The 18919-nt window shown below is 62.5% G+C and carries 26 protein-coding genes; 21 read left to right on the top strand and 5 right to left on the bottom strand.

Annotation, left to right across the window (positions count from 1 at the left end; translation table 11 throughout):
* Positions 1–238: 238 nt before the first annotated feature.
* A complete protein-coding gene (locus tag NKG95_RS04740; protein WP_352481623.1) occupies positions 239–670 on the top strand; it encodes a DoxX family protein in 432 nt (143 codons plus the stop codon).
* A 221-nt stretch (positions 671–891) separates the two neighbouring features.
* A complete protein-coding gene (locus tag NKG95_RS04735; protein WP_353040075.1) occupies positions 892–1167 on the top strand; it encodes a hypothetical protein in 276 nt (91 codons plus the stop codon).
* Between the two features lie 153 nt (positions 1168–1320).
* Here NKG95_RS04735 and NKG95_RS04730 read toward each other — a convergent pair whose 3' ends face one another.
* Positions 1321–1626: a hypothetical protein gene (locus NKG95_RS04730; protein WP_023675713.1), complete on the bottom strand. Its 306-nt coding sequence runs from the start codon at positions 1624–1626 to the stop codon at positions 1321–1323.
* Positions 1627–1839: 213 nt separating this feature from the next.
* Positions 1840–2658, bottom strand: a complete 819-nt coding sequence (locus NKG95_RS04725) for a class I SAM-dependent methyltransferase (protein ID WP_353040074.1) — start codon at positions 2656–2658, stop codon at positions 1840–1842.
* Between the two features lie 539 nt (positions 2659–3197).
* Here NKG95_RS04725 and NKG95_RS04720 point away from each other — a divergent pair.
* From NKG95_RS04720 to NKG95_RS04710, 3 genes are all read left to right on the top strand, one after another.
* Positions 3198–3605: a hypothetical protein gene (locus NKG95_RS04720; protein WP_353040073.1), complete on the top strand. Its 408-nt coding sequence runs from the start codon at positions 3198–3200 to the stop codon at positions 3603–3605.
* Between the two features lie 3 nt (positions 3606–3608).
* Entirely contained in the window at positions 3609–4007 is a 399-nt protein-coding gene (locus tag NKG95_RS04715) for a hypothetical protein (protein ID WP_023718144.1), read from the top strand.
* Between the two features lie 255 nt (positions 4008–4262).
* Positions 4263–4562 (top strand): hypothetical protein, encoded by a 300-nt coding sequence (locus NKG95_RS04710; RefSeq protein ID WP_353040072.1) that lies wholly within the window; start codon positions 4263–4265, stop codon positions 4560–4562.
* A 62-nt stretch (positions 4563–4624) separates the two neighbouring features.
* Here NKG95_RS04710 and NKG95_RS04705 read toward each other — a convergent pair whose 3' ends face one another.
* Complete coding sequence (locus NKG95_RS04705) at positions 4625–4900, bottom strand: hypothetical protein (RefSeq protein ID WP_353040071.1); 276 nt, start codon at positions 4898–4900, stop codon at positions 4625–4627.
* A gap of 170 nt (positions 4901–5070) precedes the next feature.
* Between NKG95_RS04705 and NKG95_RS04700 the strand changes: the two genes are divergently transcribed.
* The 6 genes from NKG95_RS04700 (at position 5071) to NKG95_RS04675 (ending at position 8273) form a co-directional block, all read left to right on the top strand.
* Positions 5071–5367, top strand: coding sequence for a hypothetical protein (locus tag NKG95_RS04700; RefSeq protein WP_353040070.1), 297 nt, complete (start codon positions 5071–5073; stop codon positions 5365–5367).
* A gap of 377 nt (positions 5368–5744) precedes the next feature.
* Entirely contained in the window at positions 5745–6050 is a 306-nt protein-coding gene (locus tag NKG95_RS04695) for a DUF1236 domain-containing protein (RefSeq protein WP_353040069.1), read from the top strand.
* Between the two features lie 77 nt (positions 6051–6127).
* Positions 6128–6385, top strand: a complete 258-nt coding sequence (locus tag NKG95_RS04690; RefSeq protein WP_353040068.1) for a hypothetical protein — start codon at positions 6128–6130, stop codon at positions 6383–6385.
* 83 nt (positions 6386–6468) lie between these two features.
* On the top strand, positions 6469–6699 hold the full coding sequence (locus tag NKG95_RS04685; RefSeq protein WP_352546988.1) for a DUF2934 domain-containing protein: 231 nt from the start codon (positions 6469–6471) through the stop codon (positions 6697–6699).
* Between the two features lie 246 nt (positions 6700–6945).
* Positions 6946–7329: a hypothetical protein gene (locus NKG95_RS04680; RefSeq protein WP_353040067.1), complete on the top strand. Its 384-nt coding sequence runs from the start codon at positions 6946–6948 to the stop codon at positions 7327–7329.
* Positions 7330–7580: 251 nt separating this feature from the next.
* Complete coding sequence (locus NKG95_RS04675) at positions 7581–8273, top strand: hypothetical protein (RefSeq protein WP_353040066.1); 693 nt, start codon at positions 7581–7583, stop codon at positions 8271–8273.
* A gap of 143 nt (positions 8274–8416) precedes the next feature.
* On the opposite strand, the gene NKG95_RS04670 is transcribed toward NKG95_RS04675, so the two are convergent.
* A complete protein-coding gene (locus NKG95_RS04670) occupies positions 8417–8749 on the bottom strand; it encodes a hypothetical protein (RefSeq protein WP_023721299.1) in 333 nt (110 codons plus the stop codon).
* 273 nt (positions 8750–9022) lie between these two features.
* Between NKG95_RS04670 and NKG95_RS04665 the strand changes: the two genes are divergently transcribed.
* The 10 genes from NKG95_RS04665 (at position 9023) to NKG95_RS04620 (ending at position 17840) form a co-directional block, all read left to right on the top strand.
* On the top strand, positions 9023–9277 hold the full coding sequence (locus NKG95_RS04665; protein ID WP_023721298.1) for a hypothetical protein: 255 nt from the start codon (positions 9023–9025) through the stop codon (positions 9275–9277).
* A gap of 167 nt (positions 9278–9444) precedes the next feature.
* A complete protein-coding gene (locus NKG95_RS04660) occupies positions 9445–10170 on the top strand; it encodes a GntR family transcriptional regulator (protein ID WP_023721297.1) in 726 nt (241 codons plus the stop codon).
* Positions 10171–10173: 3 nt separating this feature from the next.
* Positions 10174–11214: an ADP-ribosylglycohydrolase family protein gene (locus NKG95_RS04655; protein ID WP_023721296.1), complete on the top strand. Its 1041-nt coding sequence runs from the start codon at positions 10174–10176 to the stop codon at positions 11212–11214.
* Positions 11211–12203 (top strand): PfkB family carbohydrate kinase, encoded by a 993-nt coding sequence (locus NKG95_RS04650; protein WP_353040065.1) that lies wholly within the window; start codon positions 11211–11213, stop codon positions 12201–12203. The genes NKG95_RS04655 and NKG95_RS04650 overlap by 4 nt, the downstream gene beginning before the upstream one ends.
* Before the next feature lie 37 nt (positions 12204–12240).
* The gene (locus tag NKG95_RS04645) at positions 12241–13302 is read left to right on the top strand and encodes an ABC transporter substrate-binding protein (protein WP_353040064.1); all 1062 of its coding nucleotides are present in this window, start codon (positions 12241–12243) and stop codon (positions 13300–13302) included.
* Between the two features lie 66 nt (positions 13303–13368).
* Positions 13369–14238, top strand: a complete 870-nt coding sequence (locus tag NKG95_RS04640) for an ABC transporter permease (protein WP_353040063.1) — start codon at positions 13369–13371, stop codon at positions 14236–14238.
* The gene (locus NKG95_RS04635) at positions 14238–15026 is read left to right on the top strand and encodes an ABC transporter permease (RefSeq protein WP_353040062.1); all 789 of its coding nucleotides are present in this window, start codon (positions 14238–14240) and stop codon (positions 15024–15026) included. Before NKG95_RS04640 ends, NKG95_RS04635 begins: the two co-directional genes overlap by 1 nt.
* The gene (locus tag NKG95_RS04630) at positions 15026–16093 is read left to right on the top strand and encodes an ABC transporter ATP-binding protein (protein ID WP_352481610.1); all 1068 of its coding nucleotides are present in this window, start codon (positions 15026–15028) and stop codon (positions 16091–16093) included. Before NKG95_RS04635 ends, NKG95_RS04630 begins: the two co-directional genes overlap by 1 nt.
* A gap of 80 nt (positions 16094–16173) precedes the next feature.
* Positions 16174–17421, top strand: a complete 1248-nt coding sequence (locus NKG95_RS04625) for an aconitase X (RefSeq protein ID WP_353040061.1) — start codon at positions 16174–16176, stop codon at positions 17419–17421.
* A complete protein-coding gene (locus NKG95_RS04620) occupies positions 17418–17840 on the top strand; it encodes an aconitase X swivel domain-containing protein (protein ID WP_023721289.1) in 423 nt (140 codons plus the stop codon). The genes NKG95_RS04625 and NKG95_RS04620 overlap by 4 nt, the downstream gene beginning before the upstream one ends.
* On the opposite strand, the gene NKG95_RS04615 is transcribed toward NKG95_RS04620, so the two are convergent.
* Positions 17837–18919: an SIP domain-containing protein gene (locus NKG95_RS04615; RefSeq protein ID WP_353040060.1), complete on the bottom strand. Its 1083-nt coding sequence runs from the start codon at positions 18917–18919 to the stop codon at positions 17837–17839. The two genes, NKG95_RS04620 and NKG95_RS04615, sit on opposite strands and share 4 nt — an antisense overlap.

Here is an 18919-nt window from a genome sequence, read left to right as displayed (position 1 = left end):
CCCCGCCGCGGGGGTTTTGGTCTTTTTGCACTTATTTCCCTTTATATCTTGTGTGGTAATGGGGGGTGGGGGCCCACTTGCCCATATGCGCCCTGCCTCCATTGGGCGAGGAACCAGGTTCTGCAATGTCTGGCCCGCTACGCGCTTGTATCCTGCAGGTTTTTCGGGGGATGATGTCGGGCTTGCGGCTGGTGGTGCGTCCTTGGGGCGAAACCGTCGCAACTCTTGGGAGGACATCATGACCTTGGAAACCACTCAATCATCCGTTCAGTCGCCGTGGCAGACCGCGGCAATCCTTGTCGCCCGCCTGATCTTTGCCGCCGTCTTCCTGATGGCCGTGACCTTCAAATTCATCGATATCGGCGCCACCGCCGGCTATATCGCGGCGGCCGGATTTCCGTTCCCGCTGTTCCTGGCCTGGTGCGCAGCCCTGCTCGAGGTCGTCCTCGTCCTATGCTTCCTGACCGGCGCCTTCTTCTCCTGGGCAGCACTCGTCGCCGGCGCCTATGTGCTGTTCCTGGGCTTCGCCTTCCACGGGCCATCGCACTGGGCCGGCAACCAGGCGGAGTTCGGCTTCTTCGTCGACCATTTCACCTTCCTGGCCGGGCTGCTGTTTGCCGCCGTGCACGGGCCAGGCCGCGTCCTGGCGCTGAAGCTTGGCAGGGGGTGATGCCGGAATTTCGGATCCGGCGTCTCGATCCGCACCAGCATCGTCGTGACATCGAGCACGGCCGGGTCCCGTCATTCAGGCCATCGCAGGTCGAGTGCAATAAAAGCGACAGCTAAAGTAACGGGCGTTCTAGGTTTATGCTTTTTGTAGAGGCGCCTGCATTCCCTCTGTACTTCCACTTTCGACGGGCTAAGCAAGACACGGGTCTTGAGGGGGAATTCATGAACATCGCCACGCGTTTTGCTGCCGCCATGATCGGCGCGTCACTGCTTGCCGGCTGCACCACGTTGACCGAAGGCGAATTCAACACGATGCATGCCACGCTTGAAGGCAGCCCTGCCGTGAAGCGCCTGGTCATCAAGGACTGCATTGCAAGAGAGAAATCCACGTCGCTCGGCGAAAAGAAGACTTACGCTGCGTTCATGAATGTGAGCGTGGCGAGTACGAGACGGCCCTGTGCAGCCGTATCAGCAATGCCATTGCCAGTGGCAGACTGACCTACGCCGACTGTGTGAAGCTGCATTCGCCAACCGCCGACAACAGCAAGGTCATCAGGATCATGCAGGGCCGCTAGCAGTCGCCGCCAGCCCGGCACGGCAGCCGTTATCGCTGTGTCAACTCCGATCGCGGCGCCAGTTATGATCGCCGCGTCACATCTGGTCGTTGTAAGGTTCCTTGATCTGACCGACCATGCGCGCCAGTTTCGAGAAGGACGGCATGTCCGTCTCCGGCTGACACTGATTGGCCAACTCCAGCAGTCGGATCGGGAAGTTGACGGCGTCGCGGCTCGACGCCGACATGCCTTCGGACCTTTCCTCGTTGGTCTCGCTGGCTTCGGCCTTGCGCAAGGCGATGTCTATCTCCTCGACAGAGAGCACGCCCTTGCGGACCAGGACCTGATTGATCGATGCGATGGCCATAAGCAGGCCTTCGAGTTGCAGATTGGCGACGTTCATGGCTTTTGCTCCCATTGGCTAAGCTTCAAACGCGCGAATGCCTGTTCTGATCCGGACGGTGGCGTCTCGCCGGCCGGTGTGCTCGCCCACCACCTCGCATTTTTTGCCGCCGCAACGTATTTTGTTCTTGCTTTGTGCCGGCAGCTATGCTACTAATCTGGGTATGGTGCTAATTGGCTCCAACGACCCGCCCGCCGAGGCGGGTTTTTTGTTTCAGGCCGGTTTGGAGACGATTACGGCGAGCGAGGCGAGCTTTCCGTCGCTCAGGCTTCGGATGTAGTTGCGGCGGCGCTGCAGGAATTCCGCGCCCATGACGATTTCATTTGCCTGCTGCTGCGCCGGCGAGGGCACGATGCCGGAATTGGCTCTCTGCAGCGCCAGCTCAACATGTTCGCCGGTTTCGTCGACGATCTCGTCGATGCGAAACCCGGCATCTGCAAACAGGGTTTTCAATTTTTCCCGATCGGCGAGGTGACTGGTCGCCGGCGAAACCGCCCAGGGCATGGGGTAGTACGGCTCGCCGCCGGCGAGCACGGCCTCGGTCCAGATCAGCCTGCCTCGCGGTTTCAGCACGCGCCAGGCCTCGTCGATGACCGCGGCCTTATTCTCGATGTTCATGCCGACATAGAAGCAGATCGCCGCATTGAACGTGCTGTCGCCAAAAGGCAATTTCGTCGCGTCGGCCTGATGGAAGCGAACCTTGTCGGACAATCCGCTGAGTGCGGTCAGTCGGCTCGACGCGGCGACAAAGGCCGGCGTCAGGTCGATGCCGTCGACCTGGCAGCCATAGGTCGAGGCCAGAAATCTTGCCGGCCCGCCAATGCCGCTGCCGATATCCAAGATCCGATCTGTCGGCGAAGGCGCAAGACGGGCAGCATGCTCCCGCGTGGCGATCAGTTCGCGGCCATGGAGCTGATCGAATGGATAGAGTTGCGCGGCGGCGAGTTTGCCGGCCGGGTCGGCGTCCGGGATCGCGGCCAATATGCGATCGACGATGCCGTCGCTGCCGTAGTGACCGGTGACATTGCCCATGACGCGTTCCCCTCAAGCGCAAACACCATCCCATCAACGCAAGTCTCACGCAATGCCCCGCCTTTCTCGCCAAAGAACCCCTCTTTCCAGCCGTCCACCGATGAAGGGTGCGAGGTCGTCAGTGCATTTTTTTCCGCTGGTGCCACATTTTGTTCTTGCTTTGTGCCGGCAGCTATGCTACTAATTTGGGTATGGTGCCAATTGGCTCCAACGACCCGCCCGCCGAGGCGGGTTTTTTGTTTCAGGCTTCCTTTTCGATCGAATGGTGTGCGTGCTGCCGGCTGTAAGTCGGCGGGACAGCGCCCCCCTCTGTCCTGCCCTCTTCCCACCACTTGGCATCTCCCCCACGAGGGGGGAGATCGGCAGCTTTGGCGACAGCACCTTTTTTGCATCCTACAAAATTGGCGAAAGCGGTGATGACAGCCAATCTCCCTCCTTGTGGGGAGATGTCCGGCAGGACAGAGGGGGGCGCGAAGGAACGCGACCTCGACGATCCTCAGATTAACGCGCCCGCGTGCGCCCATCCTAGGAAACGCACCATGTCCAACCGTTACGCCACCATCATCACCGACGATGACGGCCACGAGGTCGTCAGCGCCATTGGCGAGTTCGCCGGCGCCGCACCCTATGCACGCATCGGCCGCTTCGAACTGGTCGCCGCCGGCGTGCGGATCGGTATGCTGCGTGGCGGTACCGTCGATGCGGTCGGCGGCTTCGGCTTCCCGTCGGAAGCACTCGACGGCAAGGCGGTGGCAATTCTCAGGGCACGGCTGAATGCCTTGCCTGACGCCGGTGCGATGAAGCCCGGCACGCTGACTGATGCGAAGCCGGCGAGCCAGCCGCACAAGCCGAAGTCGGCACGCGCCGGCAAGAAGGCCAAGCCGCGCAAGCGCATTGTGCGGCCAGCCAACAAGAAGCCGGCGATCTCCGCCGGGGCGGCAGAGTAGGGCATGGCCAAGGCTCCTTCCACCGGCGATCCCCAGCCGCACGATCAAGCACCCGGCAAGCGAACCAAGCGGGCGAAGAAGACGCTGGCCGACGGCTTCCTCGAAGCGATCCGCGCCGATTTCCGCGCCCATGGCGCCGGCGTCATCGCCGAGGTGCGCGCCGAAAAGCCCGATCAGTATCTGAAGCTCGTGCTCTCGGTGCTGCCCAAGGATCTTAGTGTCAACATCAACAATCTGGATGCATTGAGCGATGACGAAATCAGGCAGCGCATCCGCGGCCTCGAAGCCGTCCTTAGGCCGTTCCTCGAGAAGCCGGACTTCGCAAAAGGCTTCGCCCAGCCGGGCGGCAAGGAAGGAATATCTCAGCCTGCTGGCGGAGCTGGACCGGAGGCGCCGCACTAACCAGCTTGCCGCCTATCGGCCCTATCGGATATCGTCTTCGAGGTGATCGTGCGCCGGTTCGGGCCGGTGAAGGAGGAGTAAGCCGCCCAAGCCTGACAAAAGAGTGATGTTCATTTGAGCCCGCCGCGTCGAAAGGTGCGGCGGGCTTTTTGCATTTTCCCTAGCATTCTGTACGATCTTTCCTTCGCGACAGGGCGGCTCGATCCGACGCCTGCCAGACCAAGATGCGCGTTAGGCTTCACGGGAGATGGTGTCATGCTTGCCAGAGTCCTGACACAAGCGGCAGTCCTGACAGCCGGGGCGCTTCTGTTTGCCGCGACGGCCTACGCCCGGCCGGACAGCCGCGCGATGACGTGCGAACAGACACAGCTTCTGATCCAGAGGCATCGCTCGGTGGTGCTCACCACCGGACGGAACACCTACGACCGATACGTCCGCCGATTCGGCAATGAATGCGACTGGCCGCAGCTGCCGCGCGCCGCTTATATCAAGACGCGTGACGGTCAATGTCTGGTCTATCGCTGCCAGGAGCCGGTCTTCGACCTCCCGAATTGAAAGCAGGGTTTTTTCATCCGGCCGCCGACGCGGACAGCGAGGGCAGTGCGAAAGGCAGTCGCTCATTCCTCGTCGAAAGGACCACCTTCGCGTGCGAGATCGCGTGAAATAACGCGTTCATCGGTATCGTCCGGCAAGGCCTCGTCGCTTTCCTGGTAAGCGTTATCGTCGTCCTCCTCCGGCAGTTCGCCGTCTTTCTCGACATCGTAACGGATGTCGCCGTTTTGCGGCACGCCGTCTGGGAGGATTCTCCCGCTCCGGATGGCATCCCAGTCCTGTTGCTGGATGGACGGGCTCTCCGTCTCGTCGTCGGTTCGTTCTTTCCTGCGCGGTTCCATCGCTGGTTCTCCATAATGTCGGCGGCCCTGAACTGGCTCAGTGGTTGAACTCATAAGTCTGGCGGCCGGTTCCCGGGACACTGCGGTCCGGGCGCATTGCCGCACGACGGAACCAATCGCGCCTGCCTGGCTTCACAAGTCAGACGATCCTGGCGCGAAAGGAGCTCGACATGAGACCGCTCATTTTCTTGCCGTACATGCTAGGCGCGCTGGTGCTGGCGGTGCCAGCGTCCGCGCAGCCGGGCGAACAGTCGCAATCCGACCGCTGCAAGGTCGAGCCGCCGGACAAGAACAGCCAGCAGCAGCAGCCGGCCGGCAACAATTTGTCCGATACGCTCGAGCCGTGCGGTGGCGTGCTGAAGCCGCCGCCAACGGGCGATCAGGGCATGGCGGCGCCGCCGCCGGATGAGGGCAGGACCCCGGTGATCAAGCCCGGCGATGTGCCGCCACAGCCGCCCAAGCAGTAGCCGCTTCATTTGCTGCCACAGGGGCTGCCCATGGGGCTGCGACGGGCGGTAACGCCGCGCCGTTCGAGCCGGCAGGTTTGTTGCAGTCGCCTAGGAACATTAGCTTGTCCTAAATGTTGTTTTAGACGCAGCCGATATCACCCCCTCCGGTATCGCTGCTGATCGGGAAACCGATCGGCCCGCGTCTTGCGACGCGGGCCACCGCAGTTCATCCGCAGTCCATTCGCCGCACCGAACGGGCACTTCACCGCTATTCGATTAGCCGCCACTTACGGAACAACAAGGTGGCCTGGGCGTTTGCCTAGAGGGTTCGCCGCTTCGACCGGAATGCCGCGTCGCAACCGTAAAGGCGAGGCCCGTAACAACAGGAGTAGACGATGAAAATCCACCTTGTTCCTGCTGCGGCGGGGTTGGTGTTGCTCGCCGGCGTCGGCGTGGCCACCGCAGACCAGGTGATTGTCACGCCCGAACAGCAGACGGTCATCCGCGAATACGTCCACAAGCACCCGTTGGCGTCGATCAATCTTCTGGGGGTGGAGCTCAATATCGGTTCCACGATGCCCGATACGGTCGAGCTGCAACCGATCGATGTTCCCGACGTGCAGTACAGATACGTCGTCGTCGGCAATCGCACCGTGCTCGTCGACCCAGGCACCCGCAAGATCGTGCAGGTCATCGAGTGATCGGCGTTCCCAAACCGCGAACCGGATTTGGAAAGGTCACGGTCTTATGAAATCGAGTTCCATCCCGAGCGATCGGGATGGAGCTGCCGCTGTCGTCTCGGAATAAGGAAGGAGCCATTCCCATGCTGCCGCATGTCGAGCCGACCAACGTGGCCGCAGCCGTCGACAAACTGCTTGCTGACCGAGGCGATGGCCTGCTGTCGATGAAGGCAGCGATTGCGCTGTTGCGCGAACGCACCGGAACGGAGCGCTCGGACGCCGATCTTGAAGGGCTGATCATCAAGAAGGCGGCGCTCCTCGGCGTTGCTGTCCTGTGTGACAGAGAGGCTCAATAACGGTGCCTGCCGCTCAAGACGCGGGTCGAAATTTCGGCTAGAACAAAGTTGCTTACGCATGAACCGAGCCGACGGAGGCAACAGTGACGGACAGGCAGGAACGGATTCGCCAGCGGGCACACGCGATCTGGGAACAGGCAGGCAGGCCCGACGGATCGCATCAGCAGCATTGGGATCAGGCTACCGCCGAGATCGACGCAGAAACCGCCGCGCAGGAGACCGCCAGCCGGCCGAAGCCGAAAGCACGCCAGCCTAAGCCGACGCCGGCCGCCAAAGAGGGAACCAAACCCAAGGCGCGACCGCGCAAAGCGTGAACTCGAGCGGATTTGATTGCATCGCTGGATCTCGCGGTTCGGTTGGGCCCATCGTAAAGCGGGACCAGTCCTAACCGGTCCCGCTGCCGTAAGCCCACCTGCGATGGCAAGCCGGATTGTCGTGGCTTACTACTTACCCAATTGTTGTCGTTGACAGTCGGGGAAACCGTCCCGGCAGGCTTGTTGGACGCATCGGGTTGGGCACCTTGCGGGGTTGCAGCGCAGTTTTGATCCGCATTGGAGTTCATGGCACCCGTCGTGCCCATCGTGCTGCGGGTCGTGCCAGGGTCGATGCCATTCGGCTTGGGCTGGACGACGACGCTCTTCTCACTGCCAGGCGCATTGTTGTCCGAGCTGGCATTCTGGGCCATCACCGCGGTCGCCAGACCGGCTGCAAGTATGGAGGCTGTCACGATTTTCGTAAGCATGTTGATCTCCATCATTCGGTTGTCGTCGCATGGCGACTACAGAGAAAACAATGCGGGCGACGGAAAGGTTCTGGCAAAAATGGCGCAGCACGGCGAAGCAAACACGCGCATGGCGGACCTTCTCGGCCCGTTTTCTATTGCCTCGTGTCGGATTGATGTAGTCGTTTTCAGATTTAAGAATTCGCCTTATTTCGATCGCTGACCGTTGCGGCGACGTTCGTCTATCGCGGCGCCCATCAGTTGACGCTCGCATTGCTTCACCCGGCAGAGGACCTTCCCGAAGTAAAACTTTCGGAAAATTTCACTACAAACTTCACTCGGCTGTTGTGTGAACAGATACCATGAGGCCAGTAAGTTGATCGGCAAAGAAACCGATAATCTTCTTGCAAATTAGTAGGTATGCAACCGGCGATGTCGCGGGCTGTTCAGCGCAACTACAGCAAGGAGAGTGTTATGACCATCATAATCAAAACAATCACCGATGCGGTGGCGGGCAGCGCAGTTGTTTTCATGCTCTCGATGCCCGTGAATGCCGCGGACGGAATTGCCGTTGGTGTTGGCACTTCCATTGGCGGCAACGGCGGCATCAAAGCCGGCCTCGGCGCGACGGTTGGTGGCCGCCAAGGCATCAACGCTGGTGCCGGCGCAACGGTTGGGGGCAGCGGCGGCATCAAGGCCGGCCTCGGTGCGTCGCTGGGCGGCAGTCGCGGCATCAACGCCGGCGCCGGCGCAACGGTTGGCGGTTCCAGCGGCATTGCCGCGGGCGCCGGCGCGTCGGTCGCGGGCAGAAGCGGCATCAACGCCGGTGCCGGCGCCACGATCGGCGGTTCCGGTGGCATTGCCGCCGGCGCCGGGGTAGGTATCGGCAGCGGCGTCAGGGCCGGCGCGGGGGTCGGGATCGGCAGCGGCATCAATGTCGGCGCCGGTGTCGGGATCGGCGGTGGTACCAATTCGAGCAATCCGTCCAACCCGGGCAGCCCGTCCAATCCCAACAATCCCAGCAATCCCAACTTACCCCAGGTCGTCGCCGACATGTCGAGCGACAAGTTGGCCAGGATGAAGAGGCGCTGCGTCGACGTGCTCAGCAGCGAAGGCACTTATGACAGCGATTTGCGCCAGTTGTGCCTGCTGATCGCGCGCCGCTAGGGCGAATACATCGGAATGAAATGTCGGACCGGCCGAGAGGCCTTCGTCCACCAAACCTCCATCAGTCCAAAGCCCGCCATAATGGCGGGCTTTTTGCCGAGCACGTGGCGGCAGCATGACGGGGGCTCACAAGAGCACGCGCCTCAATGCGTTTGACGGCCAAAATCCGGCGAAACGGTCACCCCGCCCTCCAAGGCGTCCCGACCCAGCGCGGGACTGCTTTGCATCGGTTCGGGGCACGCGAACTCCGCCAGATCGGTTTCCGCGAAGCCGTCGAACTCGATAGCTGCGCCTTGGAGCTGGGCTGCTTGCATGACGAGCCATTCGATGTCTTCGCGCGCAACATTCTCGGCAAGGTTCTGCAGTCGCGCGGCTTCGGCGACAGCAGTCAGATTGATGGCAATCCCGGACCGCAATGTAGCTCGGACTCGGGAACTGACGTCTTCGTGCAGGCGAACCGAAAATCCGTAGCGCATGGAAAACCTTCCTTTCGGGAGCGGTTTGTCCCTCGTGTTCTACCATGCGCCCAGGGTCCGCGATTAGCAAGCGAAATCATCAAAAATCGTGTTGTGCCAAATAGTTAGCGTATTTTGTTGATTGCCCATTTGATGCTTGATCCGCTTCATCGGACTTCTGCACGGATCATGCATCTGGAGGTCTTGACGTACTCTGCCAATATACCTAACTCTACAAAGAATTAGGAACATACTAACTCAGCTAATTTTAGCCTGGTATGGCTGGAGGCCGAGATGTCCGAACTGGAACGCCCGGAACGATTGCAGATCATGCTGACCGTCGATGAACTGGCGGCATTGGAGAACTGGCGCTTCGACAAGCGCATGCCGAGCCGGTCGGCTGCGGTACGCGAACTTTTGAGGCGAGGCCTCACAGCCGATGGCTTCCTGACGGCGGCGCATGGGACCAAGTCGCGCGACTTCGGCATTCTGCCGCATTCTGCCGATGGTGACGGGGCAGCCGAGGGGTCTTCCAGCAGCGAACAGTGAATCTCCAGCGACCCCGTTCGCCCGCCGCACCTCGCATGGCCTTCACGGCCGCTGGGTATCATCAAGCAGCTTGGTTTATCTGTGTGGCCCCTCCGCCGTCGGTTGACAGAGCTGGCGTTGCAGATACATTGCACAGGACTATACAGGTGCAATGAACAGGTATGCCTATGGTCCGCCGCGTGGTCCCATCGTCTCCCGGTACGGGCAAGCCCGAACAGATCGCCACGGTTCTCGAACATGAAATCCGCTCCGGTGTTCTGGGCTTCGGCGACCGGTTGCAAAGCGAGAACGAGCTCGTCCAGCGTTTCTCCGTCAGCCGCAACACCGTTCGCAAGGGCCTCGAGGAACTGTCCAGCCGCGGGCTGATCACCACCAAGGTCGGCATCGGCTCTTTCGTCACCTTCGATGGCAAGCCCGTCGATGACTCAATCGGTTGGTCGCGGGCGCTCGCCAACGCCGGCGCAAATGCCGAGACGCGGACGCTGCGGCTCGAGGTGATCGAGGACCCTGATCTTGCCGCACTGCTTGGTATAGAAAACCCGTTTTTCATCGCTGTCGATCGGGTGCGCACCAATGCCAGCGACGGCCACGCTATCTCCATTGAGCGCAGCCGCCTGCCATTGTCACCCGAACTGGAGGACGTGCCGTTACGCGGTCTGCGCGAAGGCTCGCTCCACCAGACGCTCCGCGGCGCCGGTCTCATTCCAGACCATGGCGAGGAATGGGTCGGCATCGAAATGCTCAACCCTGAGGACGCCGCAATCCTCGGCTGCCCGCAAGGCACGCCGTTCCTGCGCGGTTGCCGCTTGACCCGCGCCGCCGATGACCGGCCGATCGAATATGTGACCAGCCTGCTCAACCCGGCGCATTTTGCGCTGCATATGAGGTTCTGAGTGATGCCGGACGACACCGGGAACATAACCGATCGGGCCATGGGAGCGCTTGTGGGCGGGGCACTGGGAGATGCGCTGGGAATGCCGACGCAGCTTTTGTCGCCGGCGCGGATTGCCGAACTCTACGGTCATGTCGAGGACTTCATTGCTCCTTTCGCCGACCATCCGGTGTCGAAGGGACTCCCGGCCGGGACGATCACCGACGACACAGAACAGGCGCTTCTGCTTGGCCGTATCCTGGTCGAATCCGGTAACCGGTTCGACCATGCGCGGTGGGTCAACGCGCTGCTCGACTGGGAACGCGATGTCAAGGCGCGCGGCAGCTACGATCTGCTGGGACCATCAACCAAACGCGCCATCGACGCCATCAATAACGGTATGCCAGCCGAGGAAGCGGGACGCAGCGGCGACACAAATGGTGCAGCCATGCGCATCGCGCCAGTCGGCATCATGATGCCGCCAGAGCCGCTTGACGCACTGGTCGGCAAAGTGGCCGAAACTTGCAGGGCGACGCACAACACGTCAATCGCAATCGCTTCGGCCGCAGCGGTCGCTGCCGCCATCAGTCGCGGCATCGCTGGCGGTGACTGGCGCGCCGCTTCCGACAGAGCCATCGCCGGGGCGAGGCACGGGGCAACGCTCGGCTATTGGGTGACCGGCGGTGACATCGCCGCGCGCATTGGGTGGGCGCAGAAGCTCGTACGCGGCAAGGAGACGAGCGACGCGATCCGGCTGATCACCGATTTGGTCGGCACCGGCGTCGCCAGTCAGGAGTCCGTTCCGGCTGCATTCGCGGTGCTGGAAGTCGCCGGCGGCGATCCCTGGCAAGCGGCAGTCATCAGCGCCAATCTCGGTGGCGACACCGACACGATCGGCGCCATCGCGGCCGGCATGGCCGGTGCCTGCACCGGCTTTTCCCGATTGCCACAGAAACACATCGCCCGGATCAAAGGCCTAGACATTGGGCGGGTGCGCGCGCTCGCCGCCGACTTGGTCGCCCTGCGGACGGCGAAGAGCAGGTCCGGCAAGGATGCGGCAGCATGAGCGGGCGTCTCGTCCATATCGGCAGCGCGGTGGTCGACTATGTCTACCGCATCGATGCCTTGCCGGCACCGGGCACGGAGAAGACCGCATCGAGCTTTGCACAAGTCGCCGGCGGCGGCTTCAACATGATGGTCGCAGCCAGCCGCACCGGCATGAAGGTGGTGTTCGGCGGCCAGCTCGGCAGCGGACCCAATGGCGACTTCCTGCGCGCGGCCTTAGCCACGGAGGGGATCGAGACACTGACGCCGGCATCGCCGGTTTTGGACAGTGGCAATTGCGTCGCCATGGTCTCGAGCGATGCCGAGCGCACCTTCGTCTCGTGGCCTGGTGCAGAGAGTTTGCTCAGCCTTGACATGATGGCGCTCATCTCGGTCGCACCGGGCGACTGGGTGTTCACCTCCGGCTATACGCTTAGCTATCCGGGAAGCCGAGAGGCGCTTGTCGACTGGATCGAGGTGCTGCCGGCGGAAATTCCTTTAGTCTTCGATCCGACGCCGATCATCTCAGACATTCCGCGCACCATTCTCGACCGGGTGCTGGCGCGCACGAGCTGGCTGAGCTGCAACGCCGCCGAAGCGGCTGAGATCGCCGGCACCGGCGATGTCGAGGCTATTGCTGCCCGGCTGCTGGCCAGCCACTGCCCCAACGCGGCAGGCGTGGTCGTCCGCGCTGGCGCAAAAGGCTGCTTCGTGCGGCTGGCCGACGGCACCGCCCAAGATGTGCCCGGGTTCAAGGTCGCGGCGGTAGACACCAACGGCGCCGGCGACACTCATATCGGCGCCTTCGTCAGCGCGCTGTCGCACGGCGTGTCGCCGTTCGAAGCGGCGCGTTACGCCAATGCGGCGGCGGCGCTCTCGGTCACCCGCCATGGCGGGTCGTCGGCGCCGAACGACCAGGAGATCCAGCGATTCCTCAGCCATGACGATATCGACCGACGACCGTGCATGGCCGGAAGCAAGAGGCCCATTTCTGACAGCCTAATGGGATAACAAGCCCGCCAACCGGGCAATAATGAGAGGAACGAACATGCGCATGCCCAAACTGACTGCTTTTCTGACGGCAACCGCTGTCTTCGCTTCGGCGCTTACGCTGGCCGCCAGGGCCGACGAGGTGCACGTACTCAACTGGAAGGGCTATGGCGCCGACGAGCCCTGGGCCATAGCCGCCTTCGAAAAGGCAACCGGCAACAAGGTCGTCAACGACTTCTTCAATTCCGAACAGGAAATGCTGACCAAGCTCAGGACCAATCCCGGCCTTTACGATGTCGTCATGATCAATGCCGCCTTCAACGATCAGGCGATGGCGGAAAAGCTCATTCAGCCGATCGACACGTCCAAGCTGCCGAACTATGCCGACATCAGCAAGGACAAGGCCGGATCATCGATGCTTGTCCATGACGGCAAGGTCTATGGGGTGCCGTGGGTTTGGGGGCTGACGGCGCTCGCCATCAACGACAAGTCATTCGACAAGCCGCCGACCAGCATCGCCGAAATGTGGGATCCCGCCCACAAGGGCCGCGTTACCATCCGTGACGATGCCGTCGAGGCCGTGCAGTTCGGCGCCATCGCTACCGGCCAGAACATCAACGACGTCAAGGACATGGAGGCGGTCAAGGCGAAGCTGACCTCGCTGATGCCGCAGATCAAGACGTTCTGGAGCTCGGAGAACGACTGGAACCAGATGGTTGCCTCCAACCAGATCGACATCGGCACCTATTGGAGCGGCTCGGCCGACCGCGCCAAGACGCATTTCAAGCTGCCGGTCTCGCTGGTCATTCCCCAGGAGGGTGCCGTCGCCTGGCTTGACGCCTTTTCCATTCCGGTCGGTTCCAAGAACGTCGCCGGGGCGCAAGCCTTCATCAACTACATGATCGACCCGAAGTTCTATGTCGAATGGGTCACCAAGGTCGGCGCGCCGGTGTCGGCCAACACCAAGGCGGTCGAAGCGCTGCCAGAGAGTTCCTTCAACCGCAAGGTGATGGGCGACCCGGCTGTCGCCAAGCGCATCCAGTTCCAGGCGCCGATTACTGACGCGCAGCGCGAGACCTATCTGGCGCTCTGGCAGCAGCTCAAGGTCGACGTGAAGTAACAGCAGAAGCCGCGATCAGCCGACCATCAACGTCGGCTGATCCTTCCTATCCTGGGAGGAGATGTCATGGCAGTACAGATCGCAGCCGCGTCGCGCAGCGGGCTGAGATCGGCCTTGCCGCTACTGGCGCCTGCCTATCTCTGGCTGACGGTTGCAATTTTCCTGCCGCTCTCGGCCATGGTCTTCTTCTCCTTCATGATCGATCTGCCGCTATCGGGAAAGCCGTGGGCATTCACGCTCGAACACTATGCCGCCTTCTTTTCACAAAGCCTTTACCTGACATTGCTGGTGGCCTCGCTGCGCCTCGGCCTCGAGGTGACGCTGTGGTGCATCGTCATCGGTTATCCCGCCGCTTACGTGCTGGCCAAGGTGCTGAAAGGCCGCAGCCGCGAGGCGATTTTCCTGCTCGTCATCCTGCCGTTCTGGTCGAACGGGCTGGTGCGCATCTTCTCGTGGGCGATGGTGCTGCGTGAAGGGGGCATTCTCGACACAGCGCTCAACGCCGTGCTGCCGTTCAAGATCAACATTGATCTCATGTATTCCTATCCGGCCGTCATTATCGGGCTGGTGCACTCCTACGTGCCTTACATGGTGCTGACCTGCTATCTGACCCTGCAGGCCATCGATGACTCGCTGATCGAGGCTGGGCGCTCGCTCGGCGCCTCGCGGCTGCAGGTGCTGAAGCGGGTCATCATTCCGCTGTCGATGCCGGGGCTGGTGGCTGGCGCAGCCCTCATCTTCGTCCCGGTCGTTGGCTCGTTCATGGAGCCGCGCATCCTTGGCGGCCGTACCGGCACCTTTTATGGCACTGTCATCGAGGACCAGTTCGTCGCCGTGTTCAACTGGCCGCTGGGTGCTGCGCTCTCCTTCATCCTGCTGGCTGTCGTGCTCGTCATCCTGGCGGTAGCCTCGCCGGTGCTGAGGAGGGCTACGTGATGGCGGCGACACGGATCCTCGAATGGCTCGGCCGCCTGTACGTCTGGCTATTGCTCGCCTTCCTCTATGTGCCCATCATCATCATGGCGCTGATGTCTTTCAACGTTTCGCCCTTCTACCAGCTGCCGTTCGAATGGACGACGGAATGGTATGCCTCGCTGTGGCAGAACGACCAGCTCATCTCAGCCACCTGGAACAGCCTCGAGATCGCGGTCATCACCACCATCATTTGCGTGGTGCTTGGCTCGGCGGCGTCACTGGCGCTCTACCGTTATGAGTTTCGCGGCAAGAAATTCCTGCAGGCGCTGCTGTTTCCGCCAATCGCCATTCCGTGGCTGATCACCGGCACGGCGATGTTGATCTTCTTCTTCGGCGTCGGCATCGGGCGCGGCCTGTTCGCCATCCTGCTCGGCCATGTCGCGCTTGCGCTGCCCTATGTCATCGTCGTGGTGTCGGCGCGACTGCAGACCTTCGCGCCCGAGTTGGAAGAGGCGGCGCGCTCGCTCGGCGCCAATCAATGGCAGGTGACGAACCGCGTCACGCTGCCCTGGATCATGCCGGGCGTCATCGCCGGAGGGCTGTTCGCCTTCGCCGTGTCCTTCGACCAGTTCGTCGTATCCTACTTCCTGTCGACGCCCGGTCAGACGACGCTGCCGGTCGAAATCTACGCCGCGATCCGCAAGGGTTTCACGCCCGAGATCAATGCTGTCTCGACGATCATCATTGTTGTGTCGATGGCGCTGATGCTGCTGACGGCGCGCTTCTTCAAATTCGGCGGAGAGAAATAATGGCGGGCGTGCAGGTATCGAATGTGTCGCGCAGTTTTGGCGCGCACAAGGCGCTGGACGATGTCTCGATCGATTTCGCCGACGGCGGCTTCTACGCCCTGCTCGGTCCCTCCGGCAGCGGCAAGACCACGCTGCTGCGCCAGATCGCAGGCTTCGACTTTCCCGACTCTGGTCGCATCTCCATAGGCGGCGAAAGTGTTGAGCGGGTGCCGGTGGAGAAGCGGCGCATCGGCATGGTGTTCCAGAACTACGCGCTCTTTCCCAATATGAGCGTCTCCGACAATGTCGCCTTCGGACTGTCGGTGCGCGGCGAGCCCAAGGCGGTGATTGCCAGCGAGGTGCAGCGCGCACTCGACCTCGTGCAACTCGGCACGCTCGGTGGTCGCCGGCCGCACCAGCTCTCCGGCGGCCAGCGCCAACGGGTGGCGCTCGCTCGCGCGATCGTCACCACGCCGCGCGTGCTTCTGCTCGACGAGCCGCTCGGCGCGCTCGACAAGGCGCTGCGCGTGGACATGCAAATCGAATTGAAGCGTATTCAGCGCGAGATCGGCATCACCACGATCTTCGTCACCCACGACCAGGAAGAAGCGCTGACGATGAGCGACCGCATCGGCATTCTGCGCGATGGCAAGCTGGTGCAGGAAGGCCCGCCCGAGGAGATCTACGATCGGCCGAAGAGTGAGTTTGCCGCCACCTTCCTGGGCGACGCCAACATCCTTCGCGGCAACGCCACTGGTACGGGCATCCGGCTGCCTGACGGAACGGGGATTGCCGCAGGCGCGGGGGCTACGCTTGTCGCCGGCATGAAGGCGAGCTGCGCCGTGCGGCCCGAACGAATCCGCATCGCCACCAATGCCGGCGTTCCGGACCGAGCCCATGCCAACATGCTCACGGGGCGGGTCTCCAAGCGTATCTTCGCCGGCAACAACAGCACATATTTTGTCGATCGCGATGGCCAGACAATCAAGGTCATCGTGCAGAACACCGGCATCGAAAAGCTGGCGGAAGGACAACAGGTGGTGCTGCGCTGGTCGTCGGAGAGTACGGTGCTGATCGACGCGAGCTAGCAGATCCAATCCTTCAGTCTTGCCAGGCGGTCCGCAATCGGGGAAAGCATGGTCGGGCAAAGTGTGAAGCGGAATACTCGATGTCGCTTGAATTGAATGCGGGCGACCAGTCGATGGTGCATGGCGAGCAAGGCTCGGCAGCGGCTGCCGCCATGGAGATCCTGGTCGCCTTCGCGAAGGCGGTCGACGCGCGCAAATTGCTGGACATTGCCGGTGCCCATATCGACGGCTGCCTCTATCACGGTCAGGCCAGCCTCGATTTCGTCGAAAGGCTGATCGAGGGTGGCGGCCGCGTTCGGGTGCCAACGACGCTGAATGTCGGCTCGTTCGATCTGATCCATCCCGGACTGGTGAAGATGACAGCCGCGGAAGAAGTGCCGGCGCGCCGTCTGATGAAGGCGCATCTGGAACTCGGCTGCCAGGCGACCTTCACCTGCGCGCCCTATCAGACGCGGTTTCGGCCAGGGTTTGGCGAGCAGATCGCCTGGGGTGAATCCAACGCCATCGTCTTCGCCAATTCGGTGATCGGGGCACGGACCAACCGCTATGGCGATTTTATCGATTTGTGCTGCGCAATCACCGGGCGCGCGCCAGCCTGGGGGTTGCACCTGATCGAAAACCGGCGTGGCCAGGTTCTGTTCGAGCTGACTGGCGGTCTCGAGCCTACCGACGCCCTGTTTGTCGGCGTCGGGCTGATCGTCGGGCAAAGGAGTGGCGACCGCATTCCGGTGATATCGGGCCTGCCGCCGCCGCGCGACGAGGACCAACTGAAGGCACTGGGGGCGGCGGCGGCAACGATGGGCGCGGTGGCGCTATTTCATGCCGTCGGCATCACACCGGAGGCGAAGACCCTCGATGAGGCGTTGCACGGCCTGGTGCCGGAGGAAAAAATCCGCATCAGCCGCGCCGACATCGACCATGCTCTGGCCAGGCTGTCGAGCGTCCCCGACGGTGTGCTGCTTGCCGCCGTTTCGTTAGGCACGCCGCATTTCTCCCATGAGGAATGGATGCGCCTGTTGCCGTTGCTGCGCGAGGTCGCGCCGGGCAGAGGCGTTCCGATCTATGTCAACACAGGGCGTGCCACCCTGGCGCGGCTGCAGGACGAAGGCGCACTGGCCGGCATGGAAGCATTCGGCCTCGTTCCGGTCGCCGACACCTGCACTTACGTCACCACGATCATCGAGCGCCTCGACGGTGTGGTGATGACCAATTCGGGCAAATGGGCGCATTACGCACCTGGCAATATCGGTGTCTCGGTGGCCTTCGGTGACATGGAGGACTGCATCCGCTCGGCTGCTGCCGGCCGCGTCGTGCGAGGCGCGCCATGAGGGGGCCGGACAGAACAGGTACATTCCACCTTGCCGGCTCGGCGCAAGGCCCGGCGCTGGTGCTTTCGCAGGCGCTCAGCTTCTGGGGCGGGATCGACGTCGAAACGGGCGACATCATCGACCATTCGCACCCGAACCTCGGCGGCAACATCGCCGGCAAGATCCTGGTGATGCCGAGCGGGCGGGGGTCGTCGTCCTCGTCTTCGGTTCTGGCCGAAGCGATCCGCAGGGGCACGGCGCCGGCCGGCATTATCCTGGAGCGGCCGGATCCGATCCTTGCCGTCGGCGCCATCGTTGCCGAATTCCTCTATGAAATCAGCATGCCGCTGGTCGTCTGCGAGATATCAGGCATTGTCTCCGGCGACCGGATCGCAATCGATCTGGGCGAAGATGCCCAAGCAATGGTGAGCAAGATCTAGCCGGCCATTAGTCCCGCCGCGCCCCGCCGCCAATAGGCCGCCGCCAGTGTTTCGTTGCGGTCGAGCGTCAGCGTGCCGCGCCAGTGTTCGCGCACCGTCCTGGCGGCGGCTGCTTCGGCCGCGAACCAGCCGAATGCCGAACCGGTCGGCCATGCGACCGACTGGATGGCGCGCGCCAGCCTGTCGTCGAGCCCGGCCGGCACGCTATTTCTCGGCAGCCAATGCAGCTCGATACCGGTCTCGTTGTCGATGGCCTGCCGTTCGCCGTCGTCGGCGATCTCTATGAAGGCCACGCCTTTGGTCTCGGCGGGCAGCGTCTCCAGCATGCGGGCCAGCGCCGGCAGGCCGGTTTCGTCGGCGCCCATGAGATACCATGACGCCGGTCGTACCGGACGGCCGACCGGCCCCATGATGCCGATCTTCATGCCAGGCGCCGCCTGCATGGCCCAGCGGGCGCCGACGCTGTCGCCGGGATGGATGAGGAAGTCCACGTCCATGATGCCGTTTTCGACGTCGAGGGCTCGGATGGTATAGACGCGCGCTACTGGGCGCCTGTCGTCCGAGGGCCAGACCGGGAGGCCATTGCTGCCGAGCACGGGCCAGAGCGGATCGGGCACGTCGCGGGTCGGAAACAGCACGCGGATATGCATGGCGCCGAATTTCGCAAAGCGCGCCAGATCGTCGCCGGCGAAGCGGATGCGGCGCATATGCGGAGTCAGGTCGCCGACCTGGGTGACGACCATCTCACGGAACTGCGCAAGGCGGGTTTCTTCGGCGAGATCGCCGGTCCAGACGATCTCGGGTTTTTCTTCCTTGGCATAGACTTCGACAGCGGTAGCCAGCAGGTCCTTGATGCGGGCCAGCCCATCGCGGTCGGCGGCGTTGGCCCGCATCACCAGCCGCTCCATGTCAAGGGACGCGTCGCCGAAGGCGAAGCGGAAGTCGAGCCGCTGCCCCTCGCGCGAGGCATCGGCATCGAAGCTTTGCAGCCTGTCGCTGATGCGGTCGATGTAATGCGGCAGGTTACGCAGCTTCAAGCGCGCTTCGCAGGCCAGTCCGCTCGCGGATGCTTCCCTCAT

Origin of the sequence: Mesorhizobium sp. M1423 (assembly GCF_040317575.1) — a bacterium.
Taxonomy (GTDB): domain Bacteria; phylum Pseudomonadota; class Alphaproteobacteria; order Rhizobiales; family Rhizobiaceae; genus Mesorhizobium.
Note: the sequence above shows the minus strand (reverse complement) of the source record. Positions and strands in the feature narration are given on the sequence as shown.

Coding starts and splice junctions, on each gene's coding strand:
- NKG95_RS04740 (WP_352481623.1), top strand. CDS start 239: ATGACCTTGGAAACCACTCAATCATCCGTTCAGTCGCCGTGGCAGACC.
- NKG95_RS04735 (WP_353040075.1), top strand. CDS start 892: ATGAACATCGCCACGCGTTTTGCTGCCGCCATGATCGGCGCGTCACTG.
- NKG95_RS04730 (WP_023675713.1), bottom strand. CDS start 1,626: ATGAACGTCGCCAATCTGCAACTCGAAGGCCTGCTTATGGCCATCGCA.
- NKG95_RS04725 (WP_353040074.1), bottom strand. CDS start 2,658: ATGGGCAATGTCACCGGTCACTACGGCAGCGACGGCATCGTCGATCGC.
- NKG95_RS04720 (WP_353040073.1), top strand. CDS start 3,198: ATGTCCAACCGTTACGCCACCATCATCACCGACGATGACGGCCACGAG.
- NKG95_RS04715 (WP_023718144.1), top strand. CDS start 3,609: ATGGCCAAGGCTCCTTCCACCGGCGATCCCCAGCCGCACGATCAAGCA.
- NKG95_RS04710 (WP_353040072.1), top strand. CDS start 4,263: ATGCTTGCCAGAGTCCTGACACAAGCGGCAGTCCTGACAGCCGGGGCG.
- NKG95_RS04705 (WP_353040071.1), bottom strand. CDS start 4,900: ATGGAACCGCGCAGGAAAGAACGAACCGACGACGAGACGGAGAGCCCG.
- NKG95_RS04700 (WP_353040070.1), top strand. CDS start 5,071: ATGAGACCGCTCATTTTCTTGCCGTACATGCTAGGCGCGCTGGTGCTG.
- NKG95_RS04695 (WP_353040069.1), top strand. CDS start 5,745: ATGAAAATCCACCTTGTTCCTGCTGCGGCGGGGTTGGTGTTGCTCGCC.
- NKG95_RS04690 (WP_353040068.1), top strand. CDS start 6,128: ATGGAGCTGCCGCTGTCGTCTCGGAATAAGGAAGGAGCCATTCCCATG.
- NKG95_RS04680 (WP_353040067.1), top strand. CDS start 6,946: ATGGCACCCGTCGTGCCCATCGTGCTGCGGGTCGTGCCAGGGTCGATG.
- NKG95_RS04675 (WP_353040066.1), top strand. CDS start 7,581: ATGACCATCATAATCAAAACAATCACCGATGCGGTGGCGGGCAGCGCA.
- NKG95_RS04670 (WP_023721299.1), bottom strand. CDS start 8,749: ATGCGCTACGGATTTTCGGTTCGCCTGCACGAAGACGTCAGTTCCCGA.
- NKG95_RS04665 (WP_023721298.1), top strand. CDS start 9,023: ATGTCCGAACTGGAACGCCCGGAACGATTGCAGATCATGCTGACCGTC.
- NKG95_RS04660 (WP_023721297.1), top strand. CDS start 9,445: ATGGTCCGCCGCGTGGTCCCATCGTCTCCCGGTACGGGCAAGCCCGAA.
- NKG95_RS04655 (WP_023721296.1), top strand. CDS start 10,174: ATGCCGGACGACACCGGGAACATAACCGATCGGGCCATGGGAGCGCTT.
- NKG95_RS04650 (WP_353040065.1), top strand. CDS start 11,211: ATGAGCGGGCGTCTCGTCCATATCGGCAGCGCGGTGGTCGACTATGTC.
- NKG95_RS04645 (WP_353040064.1), top strand. CDS start 12,241: ATGCGCATGCCCAAACTGACTGCTTTTCTGACGGCAACCGCTGTCTTC.
- NKG95_RS04640 (WP_353040063.1), top strand. CDS start 13,369: ATGGCAGTACAGATCGCAGCCGCGTCGCGCAGCGGGCTGAGATCGGCC.
- NKG95_RS04635 (WP_353040062.1), top strand. CDS start 14,238: ATGGCGGCGACACGGATCCTCGAATGGCTCGGCCGCCTGTACGTCTGG.
- NKG95_RS04630 (WP_352481610.1), top strand. CDS start 15,026: ATGGCGGGCGTGCAGGTATCGAATGTGTCGCGCAGTTTTGGCGCGCAC.
- NKG95_RS04625 (WP_353040061.1), top strand. CDS start 16,174: ATGTCGCTTGAATTGAATGCGGGCGACCAGTCGATGGTGCATGGCGAG.
- NKG95_RS04620 (WP_023721289.1), top strand. CDS start 17,418: ATGAGGGGGCCGGACAGAACAGGTACATTCCACCTTGCCGGCTCGGCG.
- NKG95_RS04615 (WP_353040060.1), bottom strand. CDS start 18,919: ATGAGGGAAGCATCCGCGAGCGGACTGGCCTGCGAAGCGCGCTTGAAG.